The organism is Microbacterium sp. GCS4 (assembly GCF_001262495.1).
In the GTDB taxonomy this organism is placed as follows: Bacteria; Actinomycetota; Actinomycetes; order Actinomycetales; family Microbacteriaceae; genus Microbacterium.
Genome location: NZ_LGYE01000001.1, coordinates 813,281 through 832,206, shown reverse-complemented (window position 1 = coordinate 832,206; position 18,926 = coordinate 813,281). Strand labels below are relative to the sequence as shown.

Annotated in this window: 16 protein-coding genes and 1 tRNA gene; 13 read left to right on the top strand and 4 right to left on the bottom strand. The window is 69.8% G+C overall.

Features of this window, described 5'->3' with window-relative positions; genetic code table 11:
* Window positions 1–66: 66 nt before the first annotated feature.
* The 8 genes from AKH00_RS04135 (at window position 67) to AKH00_RS04100 (ending at window position 9,050) form a co-directional block, all read left to right on the top strand.
* Window positions 67–2,958: a UPF0182 family membrane protein gene (locus tag AKH00_RS04135; RefSeq protein ID WP_050721403.1), complete on the top strand. Its 2,892-nt coding sequence runs from the start codon at window positions 67–69 to the stop codon at window positions 2,956–2,958.
* 99 nt (window positions 2,959–3,057) lie between these two features.
* On the top strand, window positions 3,058–3,663 hold the full coding sequence (locus AKH00_RS18095) for a hypothetical protein (RefSeq protein ID WP_050721402.1): 606 nt from the start codon (window positions 3,058–3,060) through the stop codon (window positions 3,661–3,663).
* Window positions 3,664–3,783: 120 nt separating this feature from the next.
* Window positions 3,784–4,395: a copper resistance CopC family protein gene (locus tag AKH00_RS04125; RefSeq protein ID WP_235556685.1), complete on the top strand. Its 612-nt coding sequence runs from the start codon at window positions 3,784–3,786 to the stop codon at window positions 4,393–4,395.
* 11 nt (window positions 4,396–4,406) lie between these two features.
* A complete protein-coding gene (locus tag AKH00_RS04120; protein WP_050722038.1) occupies window positions 4,407–4,955 on the top strand; it encodes a copper chaperone PCu(A)C in 549 nt (182 codons plus the stop codon).
* Entirely contained in the window at window positions 4,955–6,178 is a 1,224-nt protein-coding gene (locus AKH00_RS04115) for a Dyp-type peroxidase (protein ID WP_050721401.1), read from the top strand. The genes AKH00_RS04120 and AKH00_RS04115 overlap by 1 nt, the downstream gene beginning before the upstream one ends.
* A gap of 85 nt (window positions 6,179–6,263) precedes the next feature.
* Window positions 6,264–7,085 carry a nitrilase-related carbon-nitrogen hydrolase gene (locus AKH00_RS04110; RefSeq protein ID WP_050721400.1) on the top strand — a complete coding sequence of 274 codons (822 nt, stop codon included), beginning with the start codon at window positions 6,264–6,266 and terminating at the stop codon, window positions 7,083–7,085.
* Between the two features lie 49 nt (window positions 7,086–7,134).
* Entirely contained in the window at window positions 7,135–8,625 is a 1,491-nt protein-coding gene (locus AKH00_RS04105; protein WP_082297385.1) for a purine-cytosine permease family protein, read from the top strand.
* Between the two features lie 152 nt (window positions 8,626–8,777).
* A complete protein-coding gene (locus AKH00_RS04100) occupies window positions 8,778–9,050 on the top strand; it encodes a hypothetical protein (protein ID WP_050721399.1) in 273 nt (90 codons plus the stop codon).
* A gap of 31 nt (window positions 9,051–9,081) precedes the next feature.
* Here AKH00_RS04100 and AKH00_RS04095 read toward each other — a convergent pair whose 3' ends face one another.
* Together AKH00_RS04095 and AKH00_RS04090 are read right to left on the bottom strand one after the other, a co-directional pair.
* Window positions 9,082–9,573 (bottom strand): HIT family protein, encoded by a 492-nt coding sequence (locus tag AKH00_RS04095; RefSeq protein ID WP_050721398.1) that lies wholly within the window; start codon window positions 9,571–9,573, stop codon window positions 9,082–9,084.
* 123 nt (window positions 9,574–9,696) lie between these two features.
* Window positions 9,697–9,770 (bottom strand) — tRNA-Met (locus tag AKH00_RS04090).
* A gap of 93 nt (window positions 9,771–9,863) precedes the next feature.
* Here AKH00_RS04090 and AKH00_RS04085 point away from each other — a divergent pair.
* Window positions 9,864–10,694 carry a carbon-nitrogen hydrolase family protein gene (locus tag AKH00_RS04085; RefSeq protein WP_050721397.1) on the top strand — a complete coding sequence of 277 codons (831 nt, stop codon included), beginning with the start codon at window positions 9,864–9,866 and terminating at the stop codon, window positions 10,692–10,694.
* A gap of 16 nt (window positions 10,695–10,710) precedes the next feature.
* Here AKH00_RS04085 and AKH00_RS04080 read toward each other — a convergent pair whose 3' ends face one another.
* Window positions 10,711–11,910: an aminotransferase class I/II-fold pyridoxal phosphate-dependent enzyme gene (locus tag AKH00_RS04080; protein ID WP_050721396.1), complete on the bottom strand. Its 1,200-nt coding sequence runs from the start codon at window positions 11,908–11,910 to the stop codon at window positions 10,711–10,713.
* A gap of 100 nt (window positions 11,911–12,010) precedes the next feature.
* Between AKH00_RS04080 and AKH00_RS04075 the strand changes: the two genes are divergently transcribed.
* The 3 genes from AKH00_RS04075 (at window position 12,011) to AKH00_RS04065 (ending at window position 16,438) form a co-directional block, all read left to right on the top strand.
* Window positions 12,011–13,684 (top strand): S1C family serine protease, encoded by a 1,674-nt coding sequence (locus tag AKH00_RS04075; RefSeq protein ID WP_050721395.1) that lies wholly within the window; start codon window positions 12,011–12,013, stop codon window positions 13,682–13,684.
* A gap of 67 nt (window positions 13,685–13,751) precedes the next feature.
* Window positions 13,752–15,005, top strand: coding sequence for a CDP-glycerol glycerophosphotransferase family protein (locus AKH00_RS04070; RefSeq protein WP_050721394.1), 1,254 nt, complete (start codon window positions 13,752–13,754; stop codon window positions 15,003–15,005).
* A complete protein-coding gene (locus tag AKH00_RS04065) occupies window positions 15,002–16,438 on the top strand; it encodes a CDP-glycerol glycerophosphotransferase family protein (RefSeq protein WP_050721393.1) in 1,437 nt (478 codons plus the stop codon). Before AKH00_RS04070 ends, AKH00_RS04065 begins: the two co-directional genes overlap by 4 nt.
* Window positions 16,439–16,462: 24 nt before the next feature.
* Here the strand turns inward: AKH00_RS04065 and AKH00_RS04060 are convergent, their stop codons facing one another.
* Window positions 16,463–17,488 (bottom strand): glycosyltransferase, encoded by a 1,026-nt coding sequence (locus tag AKH00_RS04060; protein WP_050722036.1) that lies wholly within the window; start codon window positions 17,486–17,488, stop codon window positions 16,463–16,465.
* Window positions 17,489–17,641: 153 nt separating this feature from the next.
* Here AKH00_RS04060 and AKH00_RS04055 point away from each other — a divergent pair, with 153 nt between their 5' ends.
* Window positions 17,642–18,925: a CDP-glycerol glycerophosphotransferase family protein gene (locus tag AKH00_RS04055; RefSeq protein ID WP_050721392.1), complete on the top strand. Its 1,284-nt coding sequence runs from the start codon at window positions 17,642–17,644 to the stop codon at window positions 18,923–18,925.
* The last annotated feature ends 1 nt before the right edge of the window (window position 18,926 follow it).

The following is an 18,926-nucleotide window of genomic DNA, read 5'->3' as shown; positions in this document are numbered from 1 at the left end:
GCGTCGTGACCTCCCCGTGACCGGGATGACAGCCGGAGCACAGTGAGGCGTGCCTAGGATGGAGGGGTGACCTCGACTTCCGCACCGAACCCGGCCACTCCTCGAACCTCGCGAAGAATCTTCGGCATCTCGCTGGCGATCATCGCCGCGCTCATCGCTGCCTTCTTCGTCTTCGCCTCGCTCTACACGGAGTACCTCTGGTTCGACCAGCTGGACTTCGCCGGGGTCCTCACGACGCAGTGGATCGCGACCGTGATCATGTTCGTCGTCGGATTCCTCGGCATGGCGGTGCCGCTGTTCGTGGCGATCCAACTCGCGTACCGCCTGCGCCCGGTCTACGTGCGACTGAGCTCGCAGCTGGATCGGTACCAGGAGGTCATCGAGCCGCTTCGCCGTCTCGCGATGTGGGGCATGCCGATCTTCTTCGGGCTCTTCGCCGGTTTCTCAGCCGCAAGCCAGTGGAAAACGGTCTGGATGTGGCTCAACGGCGTCGCGACCGACACGGTCGACCCGCAGTTCGGCATCGACACCGGCTTCTACATGTTCGCGATGCCGTTCTACTCGATCCTTCTCGCGTTCGTCTCCGCCGTCCTGCTGCTCACGCTGATCGTCACGGCGCTCGTGTCGTACCTGTACGGCTCGGTGCGCATCGGCCAGGGCGAGCTGCGCATCTCGAAGCCCGCGCGCATCCAGCTCGCCGTGATCGCCGGTCTCTACCTGCTCGTGCAGGCCGCCAGCCTCTGGCTCGACCGCTTCAAGACGCTCGTCTCCCCGGACGACCGCATCGTCGGCCCGGCCTACACGGGCGTGAACGCCACGATCCCCGGACTCGCGATCCTCGCGATCATCGCCGCGATCGTCGCCATCCTCTTCTTCGTCACGGCGGTCATCGGCCGCTGGCGCTTCCCGCTCGCCGCGACCGCCCTGTTGATCATCGCCTCGCTCGTGGTGGGAGTCGGATACCCGTGGGCGGTCACGACCTTCCAGGTCCGCCCGAACCAGAACGCGTACCAGGCGGAGTACTACCAGAAGAACATCGACGGGACCAAGGAGGCGTACGGGGTCGCCGACCTCGAGACCACGCCGTTCGAGGCCGAGACCGACGCCGAGGCCGGCCAGCTCCGCGCCGACGCCGAGACCACGGCATCCATCCGCATCGTCGACCCGGCCGTCATCAGCCCGACGGTCCGCCAGCTCGAGCAGTACCGCGGCTACTACCAGTTCCAGGAGAACATGGACGTCGACCGCTACGAGATCGACGGCGCGATGCAGGACACGGTCGTGTCGGTGCGCGACCTCGACATGAACGGCGTCGACGTCACCAACTGGAACAACCGCGCCGCGGTGTACACGCACGGCTACGGCCTGGTCGCCGCCGCCGGTAACCAGCGCACGAGTGACGGCGAGCCCGTGTTCCTGGAGCGCGGCATCCCGTCCTCCGGCTTCCTCACCGACCAGGAGAACTTCGAGCCCCGCGTCTACTTCGGCGAGAACTCGCCGGAGTACTCGATCGTCGGCGCCCCGGAGGGCAGCGACCCGGTCGAGATCGACTACCCGCGCGGCAAGGACGGCTCGAGCGAGACCAAGACCACGTTCGAGGGCGACGGCGGGCCGAAGATCGGCAACACGTTCACGAAGCTGCTCTACGCCCTCAAGTTCCAGTCCGAGCAGATCCTGTTCTCGAACCTCGTGAACCCGGACTCGCAGATCCTGTACGACCGCGACCCGAAGACGCGCGTGCAGAAGGTCGCGCCGTACCTCGAGCTCGACAGCGACCCCTACCCGAGCGTGGTCGACGGTCGGATCGTCTGGATCATCGACGGCTACACCACGAGCTCCTCCTACCCGTACTCGACGACCGTGAGCCTGTCCGACGCGATCGCGGACTCGAACGTCCCGTCGCCGACGCTCGCGATCGACGAGATCAACTACATCCGCAACTCGGTCAAGGCCACGGTCGACGCCTACGACGGCAGCGTGACACTGTATGCGTGGGACGACGAGGACCCCGTGCTGCAGACGTGGCAGAAGATCTACCCGTCGACGCTCAAGCCGGTCAGCGAGATGTCCGGCGATCTCATGAGCCACGTGCGGTACCCGACCGACCTGTTCAAGGTGCAGCGGGACATCCTCGGGATCTACCACATCAACACCGCGGGCTCCTTCGCCCAGCAGGACAACCGGTGGCAGACGCCGAACGACCCGCGCAGCGACGCGGTGCTCCAGCCGCCGTACTACCTGACCATGCAGATGCCCGGTCAGGACTCCCCGCGCTTCTCGATGTTCTCGACGTTCATCCCGAGCGCCTCGGGCAGCGGTGGCAACCGCGACGTGCTCATGGGATACCTGGCGGTCGATTCGGACGCCGGATCGGAGGCGGGCACGAAGGCGGAGGGCTACGGTCAGCTGCGGATGCTCGAGATCGACACGGACACCACGGTCCCCGGCCCCGGACAGGTGCAGAACACCTACAACTCCGACACCTCCGTCGTGCCGCAGCTCAACCTGCTGCAGCAGGGTGAGTCGGAGGTCCTGTACGGGAACCTGCTGACGCTCCCGGTCGGCGGCGGTCTGCTGTACGTGCAGCCGGTGTACGTCCAGTCGTCCGAGGGCACGAAGCTGCCGCGACTGCAGAAGGTGCTGGTCGCCTTCGGCGACAAGGTCGCGTTCGAGGACACCCTGACCGCGGCGCTCGACACGCTGTTCGGCGGTGACTCCGGTGCGACCGGCGGCGACGACCAGGTGGAGCCGACGCCCGATCCCGACACGGGTGAGGTGCCCACGGAGCCGACCACCCCGACCGATGCCCAGGCGGACGCGCTGGCGGACGCGCAGCAGGCGCTGCTCGATCGCGACGCGGCACTCAAGTCGGGCGACCTCACGGCGTTCGCCGAGGCGGACAAGCGCCTCACCGATGCCGTGAACATCCTGCTGGAACTCGAGGGCTCCGGCGAGTAGATCCGCGCCTCACGCACGAGAGGACGTCCCTTCGGGGGCGTCCTCTCGTCGTATGCGGGCGCGTCCGCGTCGGTGCACGACGCATGGCAGACTGAGACGGTGACCTCCACCCGGAAGCCTGCCGTCGTCCGCGGCATCGCTGCTTCCTCGGTCGCGATCTTCGTCGCGCTGGCGGGTCATATGACCGGCGGCGGCGACATGCCCGGCCCGCTCGGCGTCGTCGTGCCCTGGGTGCTCTCGCTCATGGTGTGCGTGCTGCTCGCCGGTCGACGCCTGTCGCTGATCCGGCTGTCGCTGTCGGTCGGCCTGAGCCAACTCCTGTTCCACGTGCTCTTCGTCCTCGGCACGGTCACGCCGTCGGGCGTCTCGGCTCCGCACGTGCACGGAGGACCACTGGTTCTGCCTCCGGGCGTCGGAGTCTCCGAGGCGGTCATCGCCGACGGCGGGATGTGGGCAGGGCATCTGCTCGCAGCACTCGTGACGATCGCCGCCCTGCATCGCGGAGAGCGGCTCGTGATGGCGCTGGGCGCCCTCGCCGCGCAGGCGGTCCGCTGGGTGCGTCGTCGCGTCGACGCCGCGCTCACGCGCCCCTCCGTCCCGCGCATCCGCAGTCTCCGGGTCGTGCCGGTCCTGGTGCCGTCCGCGGCCTCCGCGCTCCTCGCGACGCTCCGCGGCCGCGCGCCGCCTCTCTCTTCTGCGATCTGATCCCTTCGCGCCGCCGACTGTCCTGGTCATGACGGCGCCGACGTCGCGCGCGCACTGCGCTCGACATCCGAACGCAGTCACGACGTCGCGCGTCGACGTCCGTCGAGAGGTACTTTCCCCATGTCTCCTTTCCGCAGAGGTGCGGCGGGGGTGATCGTGGCGGCCATCGCGGTCTTCGCGATCGCGGCCCCCGCCTCCGCCCACGATCAGCTGGTGTCCAGCACTCCGAGTGACGGAGAACAGTTGGCGGCGGCTCCCACGAGCGTCACGATGACGTTCTCGGGCGAGCTGCTGGTGCTCGACGACTCGGCCGCGGGCGCTGTCGTGCTGGTGGTCGACGAGTCCGGCGCCGACTGGTCCGCCGGCAGCGTCACGGTCTCGGGCAGCACGGTCACCGCCGAGCTGCGTCCCGACATGCCGGTCGCGGGCTACCAGGTGCGCTGGCAGGTCGTCTCGGAGGACGGACACCCGATCTCGGGGGTCATCCCGTTCACGATCGGGGACGCCACGCCGTTCACGATCGCGGGAACACCGTCCTCGGCAGGGGAGACGCCCGACGCCGCGAACTCGGATCAGGTCGCACAAGAGACGAGCGGGGTCGTCCGGACCCTCCTCGTCGCGGGAGGCGGAGCGGCAGTCGCCGCAGCCGTCTTCGTCCTGTATCGATTCCTCCGCCGTCCCCGGACGGCAGCCGCCTCGCCGGAGTCCGGCGCGGCGGCCGATGATCTGTGAAAGGCATCATCATGAACACCCGTACCACCACCCGCACCCTGCTCGCCTCGCGCCTGTTCGGCGTCGTCGCGGTCTCCCTCCTCGCGCTGACGGGATGTGCGGCCGAGTCCGCACCGGGCGAGTCCGAGCCGGTCGTCGCCGGTGAGGTCGTCACGATCGACGACGCCTGGGTCAAGTCGGCGGAGGAGGGCATGTCGGCGGCGTTCGGCACACTCTCCAACAGCGGCGACGCGGATGTCACGGTCGTCTCCGTGGCGTCCGAGGCCTCGAGCATGATCGAGCTCCACGAGACCGTCGAGAACGAGTCGGGGGAGATGGTCATGCGCGAGATCGACGGGGGCTTCGTGATCCCCGCCGGCGGGACGCTCGCCCTCGAGCCCGGTGCGAACCACATCATGCTCATGGATCTCGCAGGCCCGCTGCGCGCGGGCGACGAGGCGACGTTCACGCTCACCTTCTCCGACGACTCGACCTATGAGTTCACCGCGCCGGTCAAGGACTACTCCGGGGCGAACGAGAACTACGAGTCGGGCGACGGGCACGAGGGCATGGATCACTGATGCCCGCGCCCACTGAGGGCGCCCGCATCCGTCGTGCCGGGTCGACCCGGCGGCAGTTCCTCCTCGGAGGGGCTGTCGCCGGCGTCGGCGCGGTCGCGGCGGTCGGCGCCGACCTCGTCCTGAATCGTCCGGACACCGCGCCTGCTCCCGCAGCCCCCATGAACGGCGAGGGGACCGTGCCGTTCCATGGAGTGCATCAGGCCGGGATCGACACGGCCGCGCAGGCGCACGGTGTTTTCGCCGCCTTCGATCTGCACGCCGACATCGACCGCGAAGGCCTCATCCGTCTGCTGCGCATCCTCACGGACGATGCCGCCCGGCTGACGCAGGGGCGTCCGGCGCTCGCGGACTCCGAGCCCGAGCTGGCGCTGTCTCCCGCGAACCTCACGGTCACGTTCGGGTTCGGCCCCGGACTCGTCGCGCGCGCCGGTGGAGCGGCGCCCGCGTGGCTCGCGCCGCTGCCTCCGTTCCGCGTCGACCGGCTGCGACCCGAGTTCTCCGACGGCGACCTCCTGCTGCAGATCGCCGGCGACGATCCGCTCACGGTCGCGCACGCGACGCGCATGCTGCTGAAGGACGCCCGCGGCTTCACGGATCTGCGGTGGACGCAGCAGGGGTTCCGTCGCGCGTACGGCACGGAGCGCCCCGGCACCACGATGCGCAACCTGTTCGGCCAGGTCGACGGGACGACGAACCCCGAACCGGGGACCGCGGACTTCGATCGGGTCGTGTGGGCCGAGGACGGCTGGCTGGCGGGAGGGACCGGCATGGTCGTGCGTCGCATCCGGATGGACCTCGACAAGTGGGACCGGCTGGATCGCAGCGGTCGCGACGCCTCGGTGGGGCGGACCCTGGCGAACGGCGCGCCCCTGACCGGCACCGAGGAGTTCGACGAACCGGACTTCGAGGCGACGACCACGATCGGGTTCCCGGTCATCCCGCAGTTCGCGCACATCCGCCGGGCGCGAGGCGACGGAGCGGAGCGCATCTTCCGGCGTGCCTACAACTACGACGAACGTCCGGTCGGGGGCGAGGTGTCGGAGTCCGGCTTGATCTTCGTATCGTTCCAGGCCGACATCGATCGGCAGTTCACGCCGATGCAGAAGCGTCTCGACGAGCTCGACCTGTTGAACGAATGGACGGTCCCGATCGGCTCGGCGGTGTTCGCGATCCCGCCGGGATGCCGTGAGGGCGGGTTCGTCGGCGAGACGCTGTTCGCCTGAACGCGTGGGTGCCATCGGCTCATCCGATGGCACCCACAGGATCCGCGGGATGGGACGATGCCGTGCGCGGGCCTACTGTTGCTGCATGGTCGATCCGTCTGCGCGTGCCCTCGAAGCGGTCGCCGTCAGCCCGGCCGTCGAGGTCGGCGACCTCGACGGCAACCTCCGACGTCTCGCCGCGGCCCTCGACGGTTTCGGCGACGACCACGCCCGACTGGTCGTCCTGCCGGAGCTCGCCACGAGCGGGTACGTGTTCCGGGATCGGGCGGAGGCCCAGGCGCTGGCGCTCACGCGCGACGACCAACGGCTGACCGGTCTCGGGCGTCGTCTGGGCTCCCGCACGATCGCGGTCGTCGGCTTCGCCGAGAGCGACGGCGACGACCTCTACAACTCCGCCGCGGTCCTCTCCTCCGACGGCATCCTCGCGGTCTACCGCAAGTCGCACCTGTGGGCCGAGGAGAAGCGGGTGTTCACACCCGGGACGGATGCCGGGATGCTCGTCGACACCGCCGTCGGACGTCTGGGTGTCGCGATCTGCTACGACAACGAGTTCCCGGAGGTCCCGCGCGCGCTCGCGCTGGCCGGGGCCGACCTCCTCGCGCTGCCCGTGAACTGGCCCCTCGTGCCGCGTCCCGATGGCGAGCGCGCTCCCGAGACCATCCAGGCCATGGCCTCGGCGCGCTCCTCGCGGCTTCCCACCGTGATCGCCGACCGCCGCGGCTCGGAGCGCGGCGTCGAGTGGACGGGAGGCACGGCCGTGATCGACGGCTCCGGCTGGGTGGTCGCGGAGGAGAGGGACGGCGTCGCCGCGGCATCCCTGAAGCTCTCCGCAGACAAAGCCCTCGGACCGCACAACGACCTGTTCGCCGACCGGAGACCCGAGCTCTACCGTCCGCACGAGTCCTGAGCGCGTTCCGCCCCGACATCCCCCACCCTCACCCGAGAGGACCGTACTCATGAACGACCCCCGCAGCAGCGCCCCCGAACCCGGGATCGTGCAGACCCCGGTCGCTGTCCCCGCGACCAACGGCATCGAGGTCAAGTCCATCGACTGGGTGCCGCTGACCGAGCGCACCGGCACTCCGTCCAGCCTGTTCTCCCTCTGGTTCATGTCGAACGCGAATCTCACGACTCTCGCGACCGGTATGGTCGGCGTCGCGATGGGGGCGAACTTCCTGGTGTCGGTCCTCGCGATCGTGCTGGGCGTCTGCGTCGGCACGGTGTTCACCGCCTTCCACTCCGCCCAGGGACCTCAGCTCGGACTCCCGCAGATGATCCAGTCCCGCGCGCAGTTCGGCTACCGGGGCGTCGCGATCGTGTGCCTGGTCGTCGTCGCGAGCATCGTCGGGTTCAACATCTTCAACCAGCTGCTCGCCGGTCAGGTGCTCACCACGACGACCGGCGTGGACGCGGGGGCAGGATGGTACGTGCTCATCACGGCGCTCGCGCTGACGCTCGCCATCGTCGGCTATCACTGGATCCACCGGGTGCAGAAGTGGCTGACCTGGCTGTTCCTCGCGACATTCGGGGTCTTCACCGTCGTCGCGCTCTTCGCACTTCCCTTGGCTCCGATCGACTTCTCGATGGGGGAGGTGAACTGGCCGGCGTTCCTGGTGCAGTTCGCCGCCGCGGCGGCCTACGCCCTCGGATGGGCGCCGTACGTGTCCGACTACTCGCGCTACCTCCCGCCGCAGACGAGCCCTCGGAAGGCACTGTTCCACACCGCGTCCGGCGTGATCGTCGGTGCCGGCTGGCTCATGATCCTCGGCGCGTTCGTCGCCTCGCTGTTCACCGAGTCCGACCCGGTGGAGGCGATCGCGGCAGCCGCCGACGCGATCCTCCCGGGGCTCGGCGTGGTGCTGCTGTGGTCGGCGCTGCCGGCGCTCATCACGGTCATCACGATCAACATCTACGCCGCCAGCATCGAGCTCATCACGGTCGCGGACTCGTTCCGACCCGTGCGGCCGACGCGGATGACGCGCGTCGTCGCCTGTGCGCTGGTGGGTGTCGCGGGACTGCTCGGAGCAGCGTTCTCGACGGGCGCGTTCCTCGATTCCTTCGGCAGCTTCCTCGTCGTGCTGCTGTACGTGCTGGTGCCCTGGACCTCGGTCAACCTCGTCGACTACTACCTCGTGCGCCACGGGCGGTACGCGGTCGCGGAGATGTTCCGCCCGCACGGCATCTACGGGGCGTGGGGCTGGCGGGGTATCACGGCCTACGTCGTCGGGATCGCGGCGATGATCCCGTTCGTCGTGACGACCTGGTTCACGGGTCCGATCGCAGCGGCTATGGGCGGCATCGACATCGCGCTGTTCGTGGGACTCGTGGCCTCGGCGGTCGCGTACGTCATCCTGGCCCGCGGACTCGATCTCGATGCCGAGCGCGATCTCGCGCGCGAGGAGGCCGCGGCGATGGGCGTCCGCTCCGTGAGCTTCGGTGCGCGTTAGGGCTGGGGTGACACCGAACGCCGACTGACCCGTGGGATCGGCGGATGCTCCCCAGCTCCCCGAGAGTCGTCACCGTCCGACATGGTCGCGTTCGCCCCGTTGGATCCTGGCTCTACGTCTGGATCGACGTCGACAGTAGTGCGATCGTTCATGTGGGCGGCACCGGGCACGACCCGGAACTGCGCTCCTATCTGCACGTCGAGAGCGAGGATCCTCGTCTCGGAGGTGTGCGAGCGACCGTGCCGCGATTCGCCGAGCGGGACTTCGACGTTCTCGCGTTCGAATTGCCGGATGATGTCGAAAGAGCAGCCGCGAAGCAGGCGCTGATCGCGCACCTCGCCGAAGGTCGGCCGATGAGCACACTGCCCGGCCTCACCGAACCGATCGTCCGGGCGATCGAGATTCATCGTGCGCGGGCAGGCTAGGGCGTCATCCCCGAGGGAGGTCAGAGCGTCTTCAGGTTCTCGGCGGGAGTAGCTCGTCTGATGTCAGGTCGTTCCACCGGGCTCGCAGCGACCGGACGTCACGGCGCAGCGCGGCCAGGGGCGGAAGCTCCGGTCCATCCGAGATGTCGACGTTGCGGAGGGGGTCGTCGCCGACGTGCTGGGGCAGCAGATGGCAGTGAAGATGTGGCATCCGATGGCCCATCACCAGGTAGTCGATCTTCCTCGGATCGAACGTTGCACCGATCGCTCGTCCGGCGCGCTGGACGTCGGACCAGAAGGACGACAGCTGGTCGGGGCGCAGCTCAGCGAGATCGGTCAGGTGATCTCGGAGGATCACGATGCAGTATCCGCGGTGCGCCTGATTGCGGGCCATCCGCAGATGCGTCGTTACGGTCGACGCGACCAGGAGGCTGTGCGGGTTCTCATCGACGTGGGCGTCAGCGCACATCCCGCAGTGCTCCGGGTCGTGCAGCGTCGACCATTCCTCTTCAGACCACCACATCGGTGCAGCCTATCGGGCCGGCGTCGCGAGCACTCCGGCGGGAAATCGTCTGGCAACAGGGAAGCGAAAGGCCCCTGATCGGGATTTCTCCTGATCAGGGGCCTTTCTTGTGTCGCATTCTCGTTGCGGGGACAGGATTTGAACCTGCGACCTCCGGGTTATGAGCCCGGCGAGCTACCGAACTGCTCCACCCCGCGGCACAAGGAATAACTTATCACGGTTATCGGAGGTGCGCGAATCGGGGCCGGGATGCGCGACCCGACGGGCGTGTCGTGGGGGAGGATGAGGGGATGACCTCCGCTGAGACACCCACCGAGACCGCGGTTGCCGTTGCCGTCGCCGTCTGCCAGTTCGCGCCGACGTCATCGCGCAGGGACAATCTCCAGCGCATCGCGGTCCTCACCGCCGAGGCCGCGTCGAGGGGAGCGCGGCTCGTCGTCTTCCCCGAGTACTCCAGCTACTTCGTCGACCCCATGGACGAGAGCCTCCCGGCGAACGCGGAGACACTCGACGGCGAGTTCGTCACGACGCTGACGGCGCTCGCCGCAGAGCACGGCCTCGTGATCGTCGCGGGGCTCGCCGAGCAGGCGTCGGATGCGGATCGTGTGCGCAATACGCTCGTCGCGGTGCGCGGCGACGGCATCCTCGCGACGTATCGCAAGCAGCACCTGTACGACGCGTTCGGTCAGACCGAGTCCGATTGGGTCCAGGCGGGGGAGCTGGGCGACGCCTCGACGTTCGAGGTCGCCGGCATCCGCTTCGGGCTGATGACCTGCTACGACCTGCGCTTCCCCGAGGTCGCCCGCACGCTCGTGGATGCCGGAGCCGACGCTCTCGTCGTGCCGGCCGAGTGGGTGCGTGGCCCGCTCAAGGAGCATCACTGGACGACGCTGCTCGCGGCACGGGCCATCGAGAACACCGCCTACGTGATCGCCGCCGATCACCCGACGCCGATCGGCGTCGGGCACTCGCAGATCGTCGACCCGCAGGGGGTCGTCCTGGCGGGAGTCGGCGTCGCGGAAGGCATCGCCGTGGGCGCCGTCGAGAGGGCGACGATCGAACGCGTGCGCGCCACGAACCCATCGCTCCGCGTGCGTCGCTACCGGGTCGTTCCGCGCTGAGCGCGCGGCGCGGAGGTCAGAAGCCCGCGGCGAGACGGGCGGCGGCCTCCTCGAGCACCTCGACCCGCTTGCACGCCGCGAATCGCACGAGCCCCGCGTACTCCGCGCGGTTCCCCGTCGAGACGAACGCCGTGAGCGGGATCGCCACGACGCCGGCGCGCTCCGGGAGCGCCCGGCAGAAGTCCGCGGCATCCGTCCCTCCGAGCGCTGTCGCGTCGGCGACCGTGAAGTAGCCGCCCTGCGGCGCGAAGACCGAGAACCCGGCCGCCCGTAGTCCGTCCCCGAGGATCTCGTGCTTGTGCGCCAGCGCGGCAGAGGCCCCGGCGAAGTAGTCGTCACCCAGTCGCAGTCCGACCGCGACCGCAGGCTGGAACGGCGATCCGTTCACGTAGGTCAGATACTGCTTCACCGTGAGCACCGCCGTGATGAGCTCGGCGGGACCGTGCACCCAGCCGATCTTCCACCCCGTCGTCGAGAACGTCTTGCCGGCGGAGGAGATCGTGAGTGTGCGGGAGGCGGCACCGGGCAGGGTCACGATCGGCGTGTGCGGCGCGTGGAACGACAGATGCTCGTACACCTCGTCGGTCACGATGATCGCGTCATGACGCTCGGCGAGACGCACGACCTCCTCGAGCACGGAACGATCGAACACCGTCCCCGTCGGGTTGTGCGGATCGTTCACGAGGATGATCCGCGTGCGGTCGGTGACGGCGTCCGCGAGAGCATCCAGATCGGGCTGGAAGTCCGGCGCGCGCAGCGGAACCGTGCGAAGGCGGGCGCCCGCGAGAGCCACGGCCGCGGCATAGGAGTCGTAGTACGGCTCGAACACGACGACCTCGTCGTCCGGTCCGTCGATCAGCGCCAGCAACGTCGCCGTCAGGGCCTCGGTCGCGCCGGCGGTCACGACGATCTCGCTGCCGGGGTCGACCTCGAGGCCGTAGAACCGCTGCTGATGCTCGCTGATCGCCGCCAGAAGGTCGGGGATGCCGCGGCCGGGAGGGTACTGGTTCACGCCGTGCGCGATCGCGGATCGGGCCGCCTCCAGGACCTCGGCGGGGCCGTCCTCGTCCGGGAACCCCTGGCCGAGATTGATCGCGCCGGTTCGGGCCGCCGCAGCGGACATCTCTGCGAAGATGGTGGGCGCGACGGTCCCGTCAGGGGCGAGGAGTCCGGCTCCCGCTGCCGTGCGCCGCCATGCGCCGGGGATGACACTCATGAAGAACAGGCTAAGGCCATAGCCGAAACTCATCCTCGACATACGAAACGCACAGATACGGGGCGCACTCTGAGAGGGCGTTGTTGAAGGAGCACACACCATGAACGAAGACAGCACCCAGGACCACTCGGCACCCGCGTCGAACGACGCCGTGCCGTCCACCGAGGCCGCAGAGACCGTCGACCGTTCGACGACCTCCGCCGCCGCTGAGGCCGGCGCCGCGCCCGGTCAGGGGCACGAGGTGCCTTCGACGTTCACGTCGACGCCGGCAGCGAAGGCCCCGGCACCGACCGCTCAGACCCCGCAGTCACCGGTCTCCGCGGCTCCCGCATCGACGGACAGCCCGGCCAGTGGCGCTCCCGCGTTCGAGGCCCCGGCAGCGCAGCTGCCGCAGGCCGGCCCGCACGCGCCGACCGCCCCCCAGCATCCCTTCGTCGTCCCCGGCGTTGCAGGTTCTGGTCCGCAGGGCGCACCGGGCGCTTCCACCGCGTCCGCGCCCGGCGCCTCCTTCGGCATCCACACCGCGACCCTTCCGGGTCAGCCGCTCGGCGCCCCCGTCAAGGCCAAGGAGAAGCCGCGCGCCGGCGTGAAGTTCGCAGCCATCGTCGTCGCGGCGGCCCTCGTGGGCGGCGTCGCAGGCTTCGGCGGCGGGGCCATCCTCACCGGCATCTCGAACCAGAACTCCACGGGCGTCGCCCAGGGGCCCGAGACTGTCACGGTCAACAACCCCGGCTCCGTCAACGAGACCACCGCGGTCGCGACCGCCGCCCTGCCCTCGGTCGTCACGATCGAGGTCGCCGGCTCCGACCAGGCGGGGAGCGGCTCCGGTGTCATCATCAGCGACGACGGCTACGTGCTCACCAACACGCACGTCGTGACGCTCGGGGGAGCGGTCGCCGACCCGACCATCCGCGTCACCACCTCGGACGGGCGGATCTTCTCCGCCACCGTGGTCGGCACCGACCCGATCTACGACCTCGCCGTGATCAAGCTGACGGATGCCTCGGGGCTCACGCCGATCGACTTCGCCGACTCGTCCAAGCTCAACGTCGGCGACACCGCGGTGGCGCTCGGTGCGCCGCTGGGGCTCTCGAACTCGGTCACCACCGGCATCGTCAGCGCGCTGAACCGCAGCATCCAGATCCAGTCGTCGGCCCTGCCCGACTCGTCCACCGAGGACGCGCCGCAGGATCAGCAGTCGCCGGACGAGAACGACAGCCAGGGCCCGTTCCAGTTCGATCTCCCCGGCAACGGTCAGCAGCAGAGCTCCGACAGCATCTCGATCGCCGTCATCCAGACCGATGCGGCCATCAACCACGGCAACTCCGGCGGTGCCCTCGTCAACAGCAAGGGCGAGCTGATCGGCATCAACGTCGCGATCGCCGGGGCGGGCAGCTCCGAGGAGTCCGGCTCGATCGGCATCGGATTCGCGATCCCCTCGGACATCGCCAAGCGCGTATCCGAGGAGATCATCGCCGACGGCGCAGCGACGCACGGCCTGTTGGGCGCCTCGGTGCGCGACGCCGCGAGCGTCGAGAACGCCTCGGTCTCCGGCGCCTACATCGCCGAGGTGACCGGCGGCGGAGCCGCAGCGGGTGCCGGGCTGAAGGCCGACGACATCGTCACGAAGTTCAACGGCGTGCCGATCACGAGTGCGAACGACCTCACCGCTCAGGTGCGGGCCGCGGCGGCCGGGAGCGACGCCAAGGTCACGTACATCCGCGGCGGCAAGGAGTACGAGGTCGACGTGACGCTCGGCGAACTCGCCGGCTGACGACAGGCCGACCGACCCGAGAAGGCGGTTCAGAGAAGGGCGCCACCCCGCGCGATAGGCTCGCGGGGTGGCGTCCTTCTCTTTCGGCTCCGGCAATGCGGCCAAGCTGCTCCGGATCCCTCTGTACGTCATCGGGCGCCTCGGGACCGCACTCCTTCCGCGCGGGGACCGCTGGGTGTTCGGGTGCGGCGCCGGCGTCGGAGACGGCGCTCTCGCGCTGCAGCGCCTGGCGTCGGCGCAGGGCCACGACACCGTCTGGCTCACCTCGTCGGAGCGTGAGGACCGCGACGCGGCCGCCCTCGGCATCCGGACCGTCCCGAAGGGCGGTCTCCGCGGGTGGTGGGCCACTGCACGCGCCGGCGTGGTGATCGTGACCCACGGTCTGGGAGACGTGAACCGCTACGCGATCGCCGGCGCCTTCGTGGTGCAGCTGTGGCACGGCATCCCGCTCAAGCGCATCGGCCTCGACTCACCCGCGACGACGCAGGTGCCTGCGGTTCCCGGTGCCGCGCTGCTGCGTCGCCTCGTGGGCATCCTCTACCGCGGTGCCGCGCAGCGCATCCGCGTGCTTCCCGCCGCCTCCCACCGTTCGCGAGGACGGCTCGAATCCGCCTTCGGCCTCGGCGACGACCGCGTCGTCGTGACCGGCGAGCCCCGCGTCGACGTGTTGTCGACGGGGGATCCGTCCGAGCGCCGCGCCGCGGCATCCGCCCTCCTTCGGCAGACGCTCGACGGTCTCCCGGACGGTGCGCTCATCGTGCTGTACGCACCGACATGGCGCGACGGCGCAGCCGATCCCGCCATCCCCAGCGCGCCGGAATGGGTGCGCATCGTGCGCATGCTCGAGGAGCGCGACGCCGTGCTGCTGATCCGCTCGCACCCTCTGGGGGAGGGCGGCTACGTGCCACCGCTGCCGACCCGTCGGGTGCGGATGCTCGGCTCCGCGCTCCTCGCCGACGTGACGCCCGTGCTGCCCGCGGTCGACGTGCTCGTGACGGACTACTCCTCGCTGGCCTACGACGTGGGCCTGCTCGGCATGCCGGTGGTCTACCTCGCGCCTGACGCGGAGGAGTACGCGCGCACCCGCGGGTTCTACGGGCGGTTCGAGGATGTCGCGGGCGACGACGCCGCACGCGACTGGGGCGACGTCGTCGCACAGCTCTCCGCCCTGCTCGACGACACGGCGCTGTTCGCGTCGAGGTCGGAGCGGTCCGCTACGCTCAGCGCGGAGATGCACGCGTTCCGCGACGGTCGGAACACCCGTCGCGTGTACGACACGATCCGAGCGCGGGGCATCCCCGCGCCGAAGGGAGCAGCATGACAACGGCCCGGATCGATGAGGCGGCAGAGACGCTGATCATCGCGGGGACCGGACAGCGTCCCGCCACGGCGGACCTGATCGGTCCGCGGGCGCGGGTGGAGGGCCGGATCACCGGCGGCGGCAAGACGTGGAAGGCCACCTTCCCGCTGCGCGCCGCGCGCTGGGGCGGTCCCGAGCTTCCGCTCCCCGCCGGCTCCTACGAGATCCGCATCCCCGAGGCATCCCTGGACGACGTCGTCGTCGACGCCCACGTCCTCACCGGCGTCCGCATCGCGGTCGCGGACGGCAGAGCCCGGATCGCGGCGCCGATCGACCCCGTGTACGACACCGTGGAGGGTCAGTCGACGCTCGAGGGGCGATACGTGGCGCAGACCGGCGGCACCGAGAACGCGGTGTTCTTCGAGAGCTTCTACGGCCGCAGCGTGGGCTGCAACCCGCGCGCCATCGACCGCGCGCTGTCGATCCAGGCGCCCGGCGTCACGCGGTACTGGAGTGTCGTCGACCTGTCCGTCGCGGTCCCTGAGGGCGCGATCGCGGTGGTCGAGGGCAGCCCGGAGTGGTGGCGTGCCCGGGCGGCGGCGCGTCTGCTCGTGGTGAACGACTGGCTGCGCCGGCGGTTCGCGCGCAAGGAGGGGCAGAAGGTCCTGCAGACCTGGCACGGCACACCCCTCAAGCGTCTGGCGTTGCACCGGCCCGGGTTCGATCCTCGCCGCATGGCCGCGGTCGTCAAGGAGTCGCGCCGGTGGGACGTGCTGCTGGCGCAGAACACCTACTCCGAGCGCATCCTCCGCAAGGCCTACGCGTTCTTCGGACGGCCGATCTGGGTGGAAGGGTACCCGCGCAACGACGCGCTCGTGACCGGGGACGCCGCCGCGATCCGCACCGCCCTCGGCATCCGCGGCGGCGAGCGTGTGCTGCTGTACGCGCCGACGTGGCGCGACGATCGCGCCGAGATGGTGGACTTCGTGGATGCCGAGCACCTCGCGCAACAGACCGATTCGGTCGTGCTGGTGCGCGGGCACTCGCGCACGATCGACACGGGGCGCGACCGGGCGGGCGCGCGGGTGATCGACGTGACGGGGTATCCCGAGACGGCCCAGCTGCTGCTCGCTGCCGACGCGCTCATCACGGACTACTCCTCCGTGATGTTCGACTTCAGCGTCACCGGCAAGCCGATGTACTTCCTGGTGCCTGACCTGGACCACTACCGCGGGCAGCTGCGCGGCTTCTACTTCGACCTCGCGGAGCGAGCACCCGGTCCGCTGGTGCGCACGCAGGACGAACTGGTCGCCGCGCTCGCCGACGACGATGCCACGGAACGCTACGCCGAGAAGTACACCGCGTGGCGCGCCCAGTTCAACGCGAGGGACGACGGGCACGCTGCCGAGCGTGTGGTCGCGCGCATCCTCGACCAGGGATTCGTCACGCGCTGACGACCGCCCCGAGTCGCCTGCCGTTCAGGGGAGCGGGGTGTTGCGCGTGCCCAGTCGGGACGCGTCCACCGTGTCGCGCGCTCCGCGCAGCACGCCGCCCAGGAATCCGAGCCCCCAGGAGAGGTGCATGGTGGGCATGACGATCGCCGTCCACAGTCGCTGACGCGGTCCTCCGCCGCCGGGCAGGGCGGCCACCGCGAGCACGAGCAGCACGTAGGCGATCAGCGGCAGATACAGCAGGATCGACAGCACGATCGAGGTCGGGCCGCCGATCACCCGGGCGAGCTGCAGGACCCCGAGCACGAGCGCCGCGGCCACGAGCACGACGAGTGCGGGCGGGGCGAAGAAGCGGATGCCGTTGCGACGGCCGAATCGGCGGACGAGCTCGCCGCGCCAGGCGCCGGTGGCGCGGAACTGGCGTGCAAGACGGATCCAGCTCTCCCTCGGCCAGTACGTGACCGACAGCGCGGGGTCGAACCAGACGCGGTGTCCCGCGCGTCGGATGCGGAGGTTGAGCTCCCAGTCCTCACCGCGGCGGATCGTCTCGTCGAAGAGCCCGACCTCGTCGAGCACCTCGCGGCGCATGACGCCCAGGTACGCGGACTCGGCCTCTCCCTCCTGGGTGCCGCCGTGGTACGCGCCGCCGCCGAGGCCGACGGGGGAGTTGTACAGGCGGGCGACGGCGCGCTGGAAGGGGGTGCGGCCGTCGGCGTGCATGACCCCGCCGACGTTCGCCGCTCCGGTGCGCTCCAGGGTGGCGAGGGCCCGTGCCGCGTAGCCGGGTGAGAGCTCGGAGTGCGCGTCGACGCGGATGATGGTGGCGTAGCGGCTCGCGCGGATTGCGGCGTTGAGTCCCACGGGGATGTGCGCCTGGGGGTTGTCGACCAGACGGATGCGGTCGTCGGTCGCGGCGAGGCGCTGCGCGAGGTCGGTGGTGCCATCGCTCGAGGGGCCGAGCGCCAGGACGAGCTCGGCGGGTACGGAGAGCGCCTGGGCGAGGACGGAGCGCACCGCGTGCTCGAGGTAGGCCTGCTCGTTCAGGACGGGCATGACGAACGACACCCCGATCTCGGGCGTGGAGATGTCTTCGTCTGGCACACCACGATCATGGCACGGGCTGCGCGAACGTTCCCTGATTCCTCATCGCCGTGCGGCGCCCCTCTCTCGTCCGGGCGCTTCGACGCCACTCGGTATCCTGGAGTGATGGGTGCAGCGTCCGATGCGAAGAAGGCCTACCGTCTGCTGAAGCGGGCGCTGATCTCGCGCACCGCCGTGCAGCGGGTGCGTCGCCGCCTGGTCGATCGTGAGCCGCACCCGCCTGAGCACTACAAGGTCGCCGTGTACTTCGCCGACGGCGCGGTGAACATGTACCAGATGCGCCAGTGGTACCGGCCGTTGGCGGAACTCGCGAAGACGTGGCCCGTCGTCGTGCTCTCCCGATCGGCGACGGGAGCGGACAAGCTGCTCGACGAGGACGCCCCTCCCGTGGCGTTCGTGCCGACCGTGCGCGATCTCGAGCGGTTCATCGCGACGCAGGACATCCGCATCGTGCTGTACGTGAACCAGAACACGCGCAACTTCCAGATGTTCCGATACGGCCGTCGCTGGCACGTGTTCATCAACCACGGCGAGTCCGACAAGATGTACATGACCACGAACCAGTACAAGGCCTACGACTACGCGCTGGTGGCCGGTCAGGCCGCACGCGATCGTCTCGCGCGCACGCTCTGGGACTACGACATCGACGCCCGCACGATCGAGATCGGCCGTCCGCAGGCCGATCACTACTCGGGCGCTCTGCCGTACGAGCCCGACGAGCGCACCGTCGTTCTGTACGCCCCGACGTGGGAGGGCGACCGTCCGAGCGCGTACTACGGATCCATCGCGACCCACGGGGAGGCGCTGGCCGCAGCGGTGCTGGCGTCACCCGCGCATCGGCTCCTCTACCGGCCTCACCCGCGCAGCGGGGTGGTCGATCCCGAGTACGGGGCCGCGCACAGGAGGATCCTGGCCGCCATCGCCGCAGCCAACACCGCCGATCCCGCCGCGCAGCACGTGTACGACGACGGCCCGGAGCTCGGCTGGCAGCTCGCGGCAGCCGACGTCGCCGTGGTCGACATCTCCGCCATGGTGTACGACCGACTGGCGGTCGGCAAGCCCCTCATGGTCACGCGCCCCGTTGATGAGCGGGCGGATGTCGACACGAGCGGCTACCTCTCGGACTGCGAGTGGCTCACGGCCGGGAGCGCCGGGGACATCCTCGCCGAAGTCGAGCGCGTGCGTGCCGACGAGGCGGCCACGGCACGTCTCCGCATGTGGGTGCAGCACTACTTCGGAGACACCGCTCAGGGCGTCGCCACGGCCAAGTTCCACGCCGCGATCGAGCGTCTCCTGACGGAATGGGACGAATGGCGCGCTCGTGAGGTGGGCGCGGTCCGCCCAGACGAGGACGATGACGACGACGAGGTCGACGACGAGGAGGACTGAT

Coding starts and splice junctions, on each gene's coding strand:
- AKH00_RS04085 (WP_050721397.1), top strand. CDS start 9,864: ATGACCTCCGCTGAGACACCCACCGAGACCGCGGTTGCCGTTGCCGTC.
- AKH00_RS04120 (WP_050722038.1), top strand. CDS start 4,407: ATGAACACCCGTACCACCACCCGCACCCTGCTCGCCTCGCGCCTGTTC.
- AKH00_RS04080 (WP_050721396.1), bottom strand. CDS start 11,910: ATGAGTGTCATCCCCGGCGCATGGCGGCGCACGGCAGCGGGAGCCGGA.
- AKH00_RS04075 (WP_050721395.1), top strand. CDS start 12,011: ATGAACGAAGACAGCACCCAGGACCACTCGGCACCCGCGTCGAACGAC.
- AKH00_RS04065 (WP_050721393.1), top strand. CDS start 15,002: ATGACAACGGCCCGGATCGATGAGGCGGCAGAGACGCTGATCATCGCG.
- AKH00_RS04110 (WP_050721400.1), top strand. CDS start 6,264: ATGGTCGATCCGTCTGCGCGTGCCCTCGAAGCGGTCGCCGTCAGCCCG.
- AKH00_RS04095 (WP_050721398.1), bottom strand. CDS start 9,573: ATGTGGTGGTCTGAAGAGGAATGGTCGACGCTGCACGACCCGGAGCAC.
- AKH00_RS04060 (WP_050722036.1), bottom strand. CDS start 17,488: ATGCCCGTCCTGAACGAGCAGGCCTACCTCGAGCACGCGGTGCGCTCC.
- AKH00_RS04115 (WP_050721401.1), top strand. CDS start 4,955: ATGCCCGCGCCCACTGAGGGCGCCCGCATCCGTCGTGCCGGGTCGACC.
- AKH00_RS04055 (WP_050721392.1), top strand. CDS start 17,642: ATGGGTGCAGCGTCCGATGCGAAGAAGGCCTACCGTCTGCTGAAGCGG.
- AKH00_RS04105 (WP_082297385.1), top strand. CDS start 7,135: ATGAACGACCCCCGCAGCAGCGCCCCCGAACCCGGGATCGTGCAGACC.
- AKH00_RS04125 (WP_235556685.1), top strand. CDS start 3,784: ATGTCTCCTTTCCGCAGAGGTGCGGCGGGGGTGATCGTGGCGGCCATC.